The 11,314-nt window shown below is 59.9% G+C and carries 12 protein-coding genes; 3 read left to right on the top strand and 9 right to left on the bottom strand.

Annotated features, from left to right (window positions below; all coding sequences use genetic code 11):
• Positions 1–467: NADH-quinone oxidoreductase subunit NuoE family protein (locus tag HAT86_RS16125; protein ID WP_196780641.1), on the bottom strand; the 467-nt coding region annotated here is incomplete at its 3' end.
• Positions 468–921: 454 nt separating this feature from the next.
• On the opposite strand from HAT86_RS16125, the gene HAT86_RS16120 reads away from it, so the two are divergent.
• Positions 922–2,295, top strand: coding sequence for an ammonium transporter (locus HAT86_RS16120; protein ID WP_167200261.1), 1,374 nt, complete (start codon positions 922–924; stop codon positions 2,293–2,295).
• Positions 2,296–2,432: 137 nt separating this feature from the next.
• Positions 2,433–3,152, top strand: coding sequence for a FadR/GntR family transcriptional regulator (locus HAT86_RS16115; protein WP_167200259.1), 720 nt, complete (start codon positions 2,433–2,435; stop codon positions 3,150–3,152).
• 7 nt (positions 3,153–3,159) lie between these two features.
• Here HAT86_RS16115 and HAT86_RS16110 read toward each other — a convergent pair whose 3' ends face one another.
• Positions 3,160–4,461: an ABC transporter substrate-binding protein gene (locus HAT86_RS16110; RefSeq protein WP_167200267.1), complete on the bottom strand. Its 1,302-nt coding sequence runs from the start codon at positions 4,459–4,461 to the stop codon at positions 3,160–3,162.
• Between the two features lie 161 nt (positions 4,462–4,622).
• On the opposite strand from HAT86_RS16110, the gene HAT86_RS16105 reads away from it, so the two are divergent.
• Positions 4,623–5,966, top strand: a complete 1,344-nt coding sequence (locus HAT86_RS16105; RefSeq protein WP_167200256.1) for an NAD(P)-binding domain-containing protein — start codon at positions 4,623–4,625, stop codon at positions 5,964–5,966.
• Between the two features lie 146 nt (positions 5,967–6,112).
• Here HAT86_RS16105 and HAT86_RS16100 read toward each other — a convergent pair whose 3' ends face one another.
• The 7 genes from HAT86_RS16100 to HAT86_RS16070 all read right to left on the bottom strand — a co-directional run bounded on the left by HAT86_RS16100 (position 6,113) and on the right by HAT86_RS16070 (position 11,189).
• A complete protein-coding gene (locus HAT86_RS16100; RefSeq protein WP_167200253.1) occupies positions 6,113–7,471 on the bottom strand; it encodes an MATE family efflux transporter in 1,359 nt (452 codons plus the stop codon).
• A gap of 86 nt (positions 7,472–7,557) precedes the next feature.
• The gene (locus tag HAT86_RS16095; protein ID WP_167200250.1) at positions 7,558–8,466 is read right to left on the bottom strand and encodes a nickel/cobalt transporter; all 909 of its coding nucleotides are present in this window, start codon (positions 8,464–8,466) and stop codon (positions 7,558–7,560) included.
• On the bottom strand, positions 8,448–9,080 hold the full coding sequence (locus HAT86_RS16090) for a DUF1007 family protein (RefSeq protein WP_167200247.1): 633 nt from the start codon (positions 9,078–9,080) through the stop codon (positions 8,448–8,450). The genes HAT86_RS16095 and HAT86_RS16090 overlap by 19 nt, the downstream gene beginning before the upstream one ends.
• A 70-nt stretch (positions 9,081–9,150) precedes the next feature.
• Positions 9,151–10,110, bottom strand: coding sequence for a polyphosphate kinase 2 (gene ppk2, locus HAT86_RS16085; protein WP_167200243.1), 960 nt, complete (start codon positions 10,108–10,110; stop codon positions 9,151–9,153).
• Between the two features lie 118 nt (positions 10,111–10,228).
• Entirely contained in the window at positions 10,229–10,540 is a 312-nt protein-coding gene (locus HAT86_RS16080; protein WP_167200240.1) for an ETC complex I subunit, read from the bottom strand.
• Positions 10,541–10,624: 84 nt separating this feature from the next.
• Positions 10,625–10,789, bottom strand: a complete 165-nt coding sequence (locus HAT86_RS16075; protein WP_167200238.1) for a PLDc N-terminal domain-containing protein — start codon at positions 10,787–10,789, stop codon at positions 10,625–10,627.
• 46 nt (positions 10,790–10,835) lie between these two features.
• Entirely contained in the window at positions 10,836–11,189 is a 354-nt protein-coding gene (locus HAT86_RS16070) for a hypothetical protein (RefSeq protein ID WP_331272574.1), read from the bottom strand.
• Between the last annotated feature and the right edge of the window lie 125 nt (positions 11,190–11,314).

Genomic DNA, 11,314 nt, shown 5'->3' with positions numbered 1-11,314 from the left:
TGGCCCAGCTCCAACACCGGGGCGGTGTCGCAGCGGCCCATGCACGGCGCGCGCAGAACGCGCACCTGCGCCGGGTCCAGCCCCTCCTCCAGCGCGGATTTCAACTGCTGCGCGCCCGCCAGCTCGCATGACAGCGAATCGCACACCCGGATGGTCAGCGCCGGTGGCGGTGTCTCGCCCTCTTTGACCACATCAAAATGCGCGTAAAAGGTTGCGACTTCGTAAACTTCGGCCTGTGAAATGCGCAATTCTTCGGCCAACGCCCGCAGATGCGCCGCCGACAGATGGCCGAATTTGTCCTGAACCAAGTGCAGATATTCAATCAGCAAATCGCGCCGCCGCGGCCCATCGCCCAACAGCCCGCGCACATCGTCCCACGCATGGTCCTCCAACTGGCGGCCCTTCGGCGTATGACGGCCCTTGCCCTTGCCTGACTTCCATACGCCCTGACGCTCGTCCAATGCCATCTGACTGTCTCCATTCGTCACGTGCTCGACCCGATTTATTCCTATAAATCAAATTTTATTCTTAAAGGTCAAATGAAATTCCAAAGTATTTCCAGACCAAAGCCAATATGATCCAATTTTGGAGAGGTCTTGGCCGGGGTCGTCAACCTGATTGAATTTATAGCATATGATAATTTAAGTATATGAATTATAACAATTTATTTTAGGTCACCGGACAGGAAACGCGTATTGAATTTTCAGTAGTTTTCGAAAAAAAGTTTCACACCGGTAAATCTTTTATTTGAAAAGTACCAATTTTCAACCATCATCGGGCTGCGATCGGCTGGGACCATTCGAAGGTTCGAATTGGTTTTGGACCAACGTCGCACAACACAGCAGCGATGACAGCGCTGCGACAAAAACAAACGGCGACGCGTGCGCCGCAACAAACCGACATCCAAACAGGGAACGAAACATGACACCCGAAGAAAGCGCGTTTTACGCGGAACAAGTCACCTTAAACTCTTTGGTGCAGAACCTGCTTTATGCCTCTGGGACAGTGGGCGCCATCCTTGTGGTGGTGGGCCTTTTGTTGATCGACGCCGGAACGGCACGGCGGCGGAACCTTTTCAACTCAACCATCGAAAAGACGCTGGGGTTTTTCCTTGGCTTTGCCACCTATTACGTCATCGGCTTTGGCCTGTGGGCGGCGCAATATTACATTATGGTCGACGCCACGATGATGGATTCGATCAAGGACTGGTGGATTGGCGGCGCGATGACCAATTCATTGGCGCAACATGTTGATCCGGCTATCTTTCCGGGGTTGAACACCTTCCAGATCTTCGTGTTCTTCCTTGCCGTGTTTGCAGGCATCGTCAACATCTTGCTGCATTTCGCCGTGTCCGAGCGGATGACAGCCTCGGCGTTTTACATCACCTGTGTGGTGGCTGCCGTTGCGTCCTCACTCCTGAGCTGGGCCACTTGGGGCTCGGTCGGGCCGCTGACCAATGCGGGCTTTCATGACTTCTTTGGCGTGGGCTTTGTGTATTTGTTCCCCACCGGCATGGCCTTGGTGTTCAATCTGCGCCTTGGCGCGCGTCCCGGCATGATGGAGCCGCACCCCCGCGTTTCGGCCTATCTGGCGCCCAGCATCGGTCTTGCCGCTCCGGGCCTTTTGCTGATCTTCGCCGGTCTGCCGATGGTCATCCTGTCCTGCCTGTTCTTCTTTGACCCCGAAGCCTTGGCGGTCAGCGTGACCATGGCCGACACCAGCGTTGGTGTTGCGATCAACAACTATGCGCTGGTCTGGGCCGGTGGCGCGATCACCGGACTGTTGCTGGCCTACAAGTCTGGCAACTACGCCTACGCTCTACTCGGCCCGCTTGGCGGCTATGTGGCCGGGGCGTCGGGCTTTGACGTCTATCTGCCGTGGCAGGCCTTTATCGTCGGGTTGGCCGCACCGCTGGCCGCCTATGCGGTGTATGAGTTCACGCTCAAGCGCGGGATCGACGAACACAAGCTGTTCCCGCTGTTCCTTGGGTCGGGCATCTTCGGGCTACTGGTCCTTGGGATTTTCAAGGCCGGCACGCCGCGCGGCGGATACCTTGGGATCGAAGAAGGCGCTTATGCCTTCCAACATGGTGAGATTTCGCTGGTCATGCAGTTGGCCGGGATCGCCACATGTGTTGGCGCGGGCGTTGTCACCGCGATCATCCTGTCGGCCATTCTAGAGAATACGATCGGTATGCGCGTCAGCGAAGACGATCAGATCGACGGTCTGGACCCGAAAATCTGGGGTTTGGAGCCTGACGTGCTGACCCATGCCGACAGCGCCCCGCGCAGCTGATCGGATTACGACGCTAGAAAACCCCGGTTCCGGCCGGGGTTTTTTTATATTCAACCATAGGGCGGTCGCCTGTCCCTTACACTGGCATCAAAAATGCCTATACTTTAGCCAAATGCATTTCCAAGAACGGTCCGGCGATGAACCCTTCAGCACATACGAACATTTCCATAGGCCAATCGGTAAGCGAAACCGTGCGCGTTGTCGTCGACACCCTGACCGCGCGCATTCATTCCGGCGATTATCCCACCGATTCCCGCCTGCCCAGTGAGCGCGCGCTAGCCGTCGAACTGGGCGTGTCGCGCAACACCCTGCGCGAGGCGTTAGAGGTTCTGGAGCAACAGAAAATGGTCCGCCGCCGCCAAGGCAGCGGTAGTTTTGTCATCTACCAATCCGAAAGCCCCGAAGCGCCTGTGCCCGGCTCGGTCGGGGAGCGCACCAGCCCGCTTGATCACCTGATTGTCCGGTCGATCATCGAACCCGAAATGGTTCGGCTGGCGGTGATGAACATGACGCCGAAAGAATTGGACATGCTGGCCCGCATTGTTGCGCGGATCGAAACCATCCGCACCGATCTGAACGAATTTACCCGCTGCGAAGAGGCGTTTTATCGCAGCATCGCCAAGGCCACGCGCAACCCGTTGCTTGAATCGTGCTACGAGCTGACAATCGAAGTCTGCCGGCAAAGTTTCCGCACCGCCTTGATGCGCAAACATCTGACACCGGACAGAATTCAAGACTACCAGACGCGGTTCAATTCATTGTTCAACGCCATCGCGACCCGCGATGTCGAAGCGGCCGTGGAAATCACACAGTTGCATCTTGTGGAAGAACAAAAACTGTTTCTTAACAGCGGCTAAAGTGGCGTCAGTCGGTCACGTCACGCGCCCGCAGACCGCTGAGCCGTGCGCCGGTTTCAATCCGTTGCTGCCATAGCTGGCCGACCTTTTCCATCTGATCACGCAACAGCGCCTCGTGTTTGTCCAACCAGTCCGGGATCGAGCCGAACTCGACAATGCGCGCCCGCCCCTTTTGCAAGGTGACAACCGGCCAATCCCCGATCAGGGCGTTATTGATGCCAAAGAACGACTCGCCCCACCAGCGGGCCGGGCCGAAGGCATGGGTGACCGCCTCCATCTGCTTCATCGTCGCCAGAACCGACACCGGATGCACCGATGATACCTTTTCCACAGCGGCATGCCAGATATCCAGAATGGCCACATATTCCCAACTGACCGCACTCCAGCTTCCGGGATAGCGGGCGTTGTATTCCTTGAAAAACGTGCTGGGCCGATTAAAGAAAAACGCCTTGCGTGCCAGTTTCGGGTCATCGAAATCGGGAAACTGAAACACCGCGCCGTCCATGAACTCAACCGATGTGCGCGCAATCAACCTTTGGTAGTTGTCCAGCGTGCACGACAGGATACGCCCCGTAAAACCCTGTTCATACGCGTATTCCGTCATCGCATGCACCATCGGCGTATGGCTGGTGCACCAGCACAGAACATCGGGTTTGGCATCCAGCATCGGCTGCACGATTGCGGCCACATCGGTTGTGTCCGGTGAGTATTGGACATCCTTGACGACAGTCAGGTTTGCCGCTTGGAACGCGGCGCGATAGGTGGCGATTGACGGCAGCCCAAGCGCGTCTTTCTGGCTGCACAGCGCCACGCGGGTTTCGCCGGGATGGGTCCGGGCCAGCCAGTCAACGCCGGTTACGTTGTAAATCGGGTGCACTTCGGACGGGGCGATCAGATAGCGGGTATCGGGCGACAAATCACTGGGCAGCAAGGTCGAGGTCAGCACCTTGTTTTCGGTCAGAAAGCCCCGCAACGGCGCCAGCGTATCCCCGCCCAGCATCATCAACAGCTTGACCTGCTCGGTGTGCACCAGATGCCGGGCCCCTTCGACCGCGCGCTGCGGATCGTACTCGCAATCAAAGGGAATGATCCGCACGGGATAGCGCCGCCCGCCGATCAGAATGCCCCCGGCCCGGTTCAACCAATCCTCCCACAGGCGGCACCCATTGAGCCCCGGCAACCCCCACGAGCTGACAGGCCCGCTCAGCGGGGCGAGAAACCCGATCTTGACCGGCTCGCTCATCTCGACCCGGTCGTTTGGAAACAAGGATGTCACCGCCATGCGGTGGGCAAAACTGGAGGACAGCATACCAATGGCTAGCATTGCGCAGACCAAATTCAAAGCACCAAGATTTTTATTAATGGGGAAATATTATCCCTGTGGTGAAAAATCATTGACAGACGCGCCGCCATATCGTGAATTTGGTTCATACCAAAAGGACCAATTAAAAGACCAACAAGGAGTCAGACATGACAGCCAAGCGCGTAGCGATCATCGGGGCGGGCCCATCGGGGCTTGCACAATTGCGGGCCTTCCAATCCGCCCAAGACAACGGAGAGGAAATTCCGGAGGTCGTTTGCTACGAAAAGCAAAGCAACTGGGGCGGCCTGTGGAACTACACATGGCGCACCGGGTTGGACAAGGACGGTGAACCGGTGCACTGTTCCATGTACCGCTATCTTTGGTCCAACGGCCCCAAGGAAGGTCTGGAATTTGCCGATTACAGCTTTGATGAGCATTTCGGCAAAGAGATCGCCAGCTATCCGCCCCGCGAAGTTCTCTTTGACTATATCGAAGGCCGCGTCAAAAAGGCCGGTGTGCGCGATTGGATTCGCTTCAACCACCTGATCCGCGACGTTAAGTACGACGAGGCCAGCAGCAAGTTCACCGTCACCGCCCGAGACACGGCAAATGACAGTGAATCAAGCGAAGAGTTCGACCACGTGATCGTCGCCACGGGCCACTTTTCCATTCCCAACGTGCCCGAATATCCCGGCTTTGACAAATTCAATGGCCGTATCCTGCACGCGCATGATTTCCGCGACGCGCGAGAGTTTCAGGGCAAGGATATCCTGATCATGGGGGCCAGCTATTCCGCCGAGGATATCGGCTCACAATGCTGGAAATACGGCTGCAAATCCATCGTGTCGTGCTACCGCAGCGCGCCGATGGGCTTTGACTGGCCCGACAACTGGGATGAAGTGCCCGCATTGGTCAAGGTCGAGGGCAAGACCGCCCATTTCAAGGATGGCACAACCCGCGATGTCGATGCCATTCTCCTGTGCACCGGCTATCGCCATCACTTCCCCTTCCTGCCCGATGACCTGCGCCTGAAAACGGCAAACCGTCTGGCCTCAGACGACCTCTACAAAGGCGTCGCTTGGGTGCATAATCCGAAAATGTTCTATCTGGGCATGCAGGATCAGTGGTTCACCTTCAACATGTTCGACGCGCAGGCATGGTGGGTGCGCGATGCGATCATGGACAAAATCGAACTGCCGGATCGCGCCACGATGGAGGCGGACTGGAAAGCGCGTCAGGCGGAGGAAGACAAAAACGAAACCGATCCTGACTGCATCCAGTATCAGGGCGACTACATCAAGGAGCTGGTGGCCGAGACGGATTACCCCAGCTTCGATGTTCAGGCCGCCTGTCAGGCGTTCTTCGAGTGGAAAAAGCACAAGAAGGAAAACATCATGACCTTCCGCGATCACGGCTATGTCTCGCCGCTGACCGGCAAAAAGGCGCCCACGCACCATACCCCGTGGAAAGACGCGTTGGATGACAGCATGAAGGCCTATTTGCAGACATAACACCGCTCTACGCCCATCTAAGACCGGGCAACAGAAAACTCAGGCGTGCCGCACCCCCGTGGCGCGCCTTTTCTGCGTGGCCTGCCTTCTTCTGTTGGCAAATATCCCGGGGTGAATTGGCCAAAGGCCAAGAGGGGCAGCGCCCCTTACCCCGCCGTCACATCGCGCGCCGACCAGCCCCAAAAGCGCGCCAGCATGACCACAGCCGCAGCGGCCAGCCCTATGGCAAGGCCAAGCCAGATGCCCACGCCCTCAAGCCCCAATGGAAAGCCCAAAACATAGCTGGCGGGCACGCCGATGCCCCAATAGCTGATCGCGGCCATGATCATCGGCACGCGTGTATCCTGCACGCCGCGCAGCAGGCCGAGCGCCATGACCTGCCCGGCATCCACCAGTTGAAACAGCGCCGCCGCCGCAAGCAGGCCGGTGCCAATGGCGATCACGGCCCGCCGATCCGGATCGTCCGGCCCAAGAAACAGCCCCATCATCGGCTCGGGCACGGCGTGAAACAGCCCCATCGTCAGGGCCGCGGTGGCCAGCGACAGCGCAAGCACAACCGCCGCGCCATCGCGCAACGACCGCCTGTCGCCGCGGCCATGGGCTTGGCCCGCGCGCACGGTGGCTGCATTGCTTAGCCCCATATGCACCATGAACACCACCGATGTGATCTGAAGCGCGATGCCATGCGCCGCCAGCGCCACCGTGCCCAGCCAGCCCATCATGATCGACGACGCCGCAAACAGCCCCACCTCGGCCAGATTGGTAATCCCGATCGGCCAGCCAAGGCGAAACACGGCGCGCAGCGCTTCGGCGTCGGGCCGCCAAAACCGTTGGAACAGCGCATGGTCGGGCGCCACACGCATCACATAGATCGCCAGCGCCACCAAAGACGCGGTGTTTACGGTCAGCGAGGCAATGGCCGCCCCCCGCACCCCCAGTTCCGGCGCGCCCCAATTGCCAAAGATCAGTGCATGGTTGACCATGATGTTCAGGCCCACCGCAGCCACGGTCACCCACAGCACCACCTGCGTGCGCTCCAACGCGGCCAGATAGGATTTCAGCACCATCACCCAAAGCGCCGGCAAGATGCCCCAGCCCATGATCGACAGGTATTGCCCCGCCAAGCCCGAGATTGCCGGATCCTGCCCAAGCGCCAGAAACACCGGCCTTGACCCGACCATCAGCGGCAGCGTCGCCAGCCCGAACAACAACGAGGCCCAGGCCCCCATCCGCGTCACCCGGCGAATTTGCGTCTGATCATCCGCCGCCTGCGCCGCAGCCACCATCGGCATCACCGCCCAGGCAAAACCCGAGCCCATGATAAACAGCACGAAAAACAACGTGCCACCCAGCACCTCGGCGGCGAGCGCCTCGACCGAGTACCAGCCCAGCATCACCGCGTCGGTCAGGGTGATGGCAAACTGCGCCACGTGGCTGCCGATCAACGGCAGGCCAAGCGTCAGCACCGCGCGCGCATGTTGGCGATATGTCATTCGGGGCGTCATGGTCTGGCCTTAGGTGGCAGCGCGTCGTTGCGCAAGAGCCAAGCCAAGCGAGACGCGCCGGGTCCGGCGCGATGAGCGGGCCCGCCTTACAACGCGCCGCGCAGTAATTGCAGCGACAGCGCGGCAATCACTGCACCCGCCGCCATTTCGATCACCGGCAAGGCGCGGGCCTGCCGGCCCTGCCCGCCCGCCAGACGTGCCAAAAGACCAGCGCGCAAAGTGACCGATGCAATCGCCACAGCCACGGTGACGCTGGCGGTGCCCAGCCCCATGATAAACGCCCCGGCGACCCCCGCCATATCCAGCCCCATGCGCCATGTCAGGATCAGCAGGAACAACGCCCCGGTGCAGGGCCGGATCGCGACCGCCGCCACCAGTGCCAGCGCCTCGCGCCATGACCGGACATGCGCGGCCTCGTCCGGCGTGGGCGCATGTCGATGCCCACAGCTTGGGCACAGGCCGTCCGCAGAATGGCCGTGGCCGTGCGCAGAAATATTGTGCCCCAAGCGCCGCCATCGGCGCAGCCCGCGCCAGACCAGCCACAGCCCGACCAGCGCAATCGCGCCATAGCTGGCGGGGGCCATGATCTGATCGGCCACGCCAACCATCGCCTGCCGGGTCAGGCCCAGCATGAACACACCGGCATAGACCAGCGCCACCGCCGTGCCCGCCTGCGCCAGACTGGACGCCAGCGCCAGCCCCGACAGCCGCAAAACCGGCACTTGCGCCCCCAGACCATAGCCGCCAATCAACAGCTTGCCGTGCCCCGGCCCCGCCGCATGAAAAAACCCATAGGCAAAGCACAGGCCCCACAGCCCGCTGAGTGCGGCCCACTCCCCGGCCCGCAAGCGGCGAAGGTAACCCGCCATGCCTTGCTGAACCTCGCGCTGACCATCAGCGGCCCAGCGGGCCACGTCACCCGCCCCGCCAAAGCCCCATAGCCACGCGGCCAGCCCGACAACACCAAGCGCTGCGATCAGGAGGACGCCGCGCATGTCACCTCGAACGTATCAGCATAATGAATCCCCACCTGCACCTCGTCAAAAAACCCCTCATCAGCGCTGTTGCCCAGCTTGGCAACAATGGCATCGGCGGCGGCCGTGTCGGGCCGTTCGACCGCCACGGCACATGCATCGGACAGGCCACTGACCTCATCCAACGTGAGGGCTGCATAATAAGCCGGATCATAAGGCCGCCCCACCAGACCATCTGCGGCAACCGGGGCAAATCTACGGGTGTGACGGGTCACGACCCGGCCCTCTTGCAGGTCGGCATAGGTCGCCTTGGGCGGATCAAGCGTCACCGTCTGCCCGCCCTCGAACAAAAACAGGGCGCCTTCGAATCCGTCAGGCCAATCGGCCAGATCAAAGCCCAGAAGCGCCGCGCGCTCGGCCTCGGTCAGGACCATGTCGGCATCCGGATCAAGGCCACGATCCTCCAGCACCAGCAGCGAAAAGAACTCATCATAGCTCCAAGTGACTTCGACCCCGGTCAAAAGCCCCTCGTCATTGGACAGAAACCGCAGCGAGACATCCACGAACACATGCGGATGGGCCCACGCCGCGGGCGTGACCAGAAACATACAGCACAGGGCGATCCAGCGGGACATGCGCCATGTTTAAGGCCGCCCTGCCCTGTCGGCAAGACGGCCCATGACACGATGCGCGGTCTGCCGCGTATCAGGCCTTGCGCACCTCCGGGTGTAGCGATTTGCCAAGGATATGATCGGTATTGTGCAACACATGCTGCGCCGTCGCCACGATCAGCGGATCAGGCCCGGTGACCACCGAATGATCCTTGCCCGGATAATCCAGCGAGTTCAGGAAATGCATCATGCAGTTCAGGCGCGCGCGTTTCTTGTCATTGGATTTGACAACCGTCCACGGCGCATCGGCGGTGTCGGTATAAAAGAACATCGCCTCTTTCGCCTCGGTGTAGTCGTCCCATTTGCCAAGGCTTTGCTTGTCGATCGGGCTTAGCTTCCATTGCTTTAAGGGGTCAGTGGCCCGGCTTTCAAAGCGGCGCTTCTGTTCGTCCTGCGTGACCGAGAACCAGTATTTATACAGCCGGATGCCAGACCGCACCAGCATCTGTTCCAGATCCGGGGTCTGGCGCATGAATTCAAGATATTCCCACGGCTCGCAAAAGCCCATCACGCGTTCCACACCGGCGCGGTTATACCACGAGCGGTCATAGAACACCATTTCGCCGACGGTGGGCAGATGTTCGATATAGCGCTGAAAGAACCACTGGCCCTTTTCTTCCCATGTGGGTTTGTTGAGCGCGACCACGCGGGCCTGTCGCGGGTTCAGGTGTTCGGTAAAGCGCTTGATCGTGCCGCCCTTGCCAGCGGCGTCGCGGCCCTCGAAGATCAGCACGAATTTTTCGCCGGTCTCCTGCGCCCAAAGCTGCACTTTCAGCAATTCGGCCTGCAACTTGGCTTTTTGGGCCTCGTATTCACTGCGGCCCATCTTGTCGGAATAGGGGTATTCCCCCTGCTCGAAAGTCTGGCGGTATTCGGCCAACTTGTCCGTGGCTTTGATTTCGGGTGCATCTTCGGCCTCGGCGGCGCAGGCGGCAACCGATTTGGCGGTGTTTGAGGCTTTGGTTTCTGGCTTGGTCGTGGTGTTTGCACTCATGCTGCTGGTCCTTCACACTGGTTGTATGAAGCGCTAGCGCATTATCCTGCGGACCGCCTTGATCCCTGTCAAAAACCTGTCACAAACGCCCGCGCGTGGCAATCGGGCCAGCCTGAATTCAGTGCGTCCAGGTGGCGCGGCGATTGGTGGCGAAGTTTTCGCCATAGCCACCGGGGCGGATGTTGGGCTTGCGGCGGTGCGGTTCCAGCACCACGGCCTCGATTCCGTGATCGCGGGCATAGTCCAACGCCGCCTCTTTGCTGTCAAAGCTCAGCTTGACTTGGGCTTGGGTGTCGCCGGAACTGGTCCAGCCCATCAACGGATCGACCTCGCGGCGGCTGTCGGGCGCGAATTCCAGCACCCAATGCTTGCTCCGAGCGGTGCCGGATTGCGTGGTCGAGCGGGCAGGTTTGTAGATACGCGCGGACATATGGGCAAACTCCTTGATGCGGGTTGGTTATTCCAAAATCCACGCGCCGGGGCAAGGGCGCAAATCGGCGCGGATCACCGCAGATCACCGCGGCCCGGCGATGGCCCATGCGACAACGCCGATCACCGGCAGGATCACAATCAGCAGGATCCACAGCACCTTTGCCCCGGTTCCCGCCCCCGAGGCGATGACCCGGTAAATGGCATACACGCTAACGGCCAGAATGATCAGGCCCAGAACGACATTCATGGCAAACCCTTTCGATGTCTGCGATCAGCTTAGCATGTTTTTTTCGTTATGGGGGACGGGTGCCGAAATCTTCAAAAGATTTCGGTCCGATGTCTTTCAAAGACATCGGGGGCGGCGCGGTGAGCCAGCGTAAAGGCGCGCGATTGCAGAAGATCAGCAATTGGCCGCCGTTTTCCGCCACGCGAAAGCCCCGGCGCTCCACCTCGCACAGAAAAACCTCCATCCCCACAAATCGCTCCACATCCCGCCGCTTGCGCCGGATCACGCTGCCCTGTTGCACGGATTTGGACGTGAAAAGAGTGAGGTCCGGCCCGCCAGCGGCGGCGCAACGTCCAGTGGACGTTGCGAGGACCGAACGGGCGGAGCCCAGGCGAGACGCTCGCGCGGCGACCTTCGGCATTGATCTCGCGCAAACCTTCAGTTTCTATGGTGGAAGTTATTCGCGATTTTATTAGAGCGTGTCGCGTTTAATCGGTTTTGTATCCTGCTGCCTTGAAGAAGTTGTAGCATTCCTCGTCGGTGAAG

This window comes from Roseovarius gahaiensis (assembly GCF_011601345.1).
Lineage (GTDB): Bacteria > Pseudomonadota > Alphaproteobacteria > Rhodobacterales > Rhodobacteraceae > Roseovarius > Roseovarius gahaiensis.
The sequence above is the reverse complement of the archived record's forward strand: the minus strand, read 5'-3'. Positions and strand labels throughout refer to the sequence as shown.

What these genes read in the sequence shown, in the direction of transcription:
- HAT86_RS16095 (WP_167200250.1), bottom strand. Translation starts at nt 8,466, where the DNA reads ATGCGCGGCGTCCTCCTGATCGCAGCGCTTGGTGTTGTCGGGCTGGCC.
- HAT86_RS16075 (WP_167200238.1), bottom strand. Translation starts at nt 10,789, where the DNA reads ATGAATGTCGTTCTGGGCCTGATCATTCTGGCCGTTAGCGTGTATGCC.
- HAT86_RS16100 (WP_167200253.1), bottom strand. Translation starts at nt 7,471, where the DNA reads ATGACGCCCCGAATGACATATCGCCAACATGCGCGCGCGGTGCTGACG.
- HAT86_RS16120 (WP_167200261.1), top strand. Translation starts at nt 922, where the DNA reads ATGACACCCGAAGAAAGCGCGTTTTACGCGGAACAAGTCACCTTAAAC.
- HAT86_RS16105 (WP_167200256.1), top strand. Translation starts at nt 4,623, where the DNA reads ATGACAGCCAAGCGCGTAGCGATCATCGGGGCGGGCCCATCGGGGCTT.
- ppk2 (WP_167200243.1), bottom strand. Translation starts at nt 10,110, where the DNA reads ATGAGTGCAAACACCACGACCAAGCCAGAAACCAAAGCCTCAAACACC.
- HAT86_RS16090 (WP_167200247.1), bottom strand. Translation starts at nt 9,080, where the DNA reads ATGTCCCGCTGGATCGCCCTGTGCTGTATGTTTCTGGTCACGCCCGCG.
- HAT86_RS16080 (WP_167200240.1), bottom strand. Translation starts at nt 10,540, where the DNA reads ATGTCCGCGCGTATCTACAAACCTGCCCGCTCGACCACGCAATCCGGC.
- HAT86_RS16070 (WP_331272574.1), bottom strand. Translation starts at nt 11,189, where the DNA reads ATGCCGAAGGTCGCCGCGCGAGCGTCTCGCCTGGGCTCCGCCCGTTCG.
- HAT86_RS16115 (WP_167200259.1), top strand. Translation starts at nt 2,433, where the DNA reads ATGAACCCTTCAGCACATACGAACATTTCCATAGGCCAATCGGTAAGC.
- HAT86_RS16110 (WP_167200267.1), bottom strand. Translation starts at nt 4,461, where the DNA reads ATGCTGTCCTCCAGTTTTGCCCACCGCATGGCGGTGACATCCTTGTTT.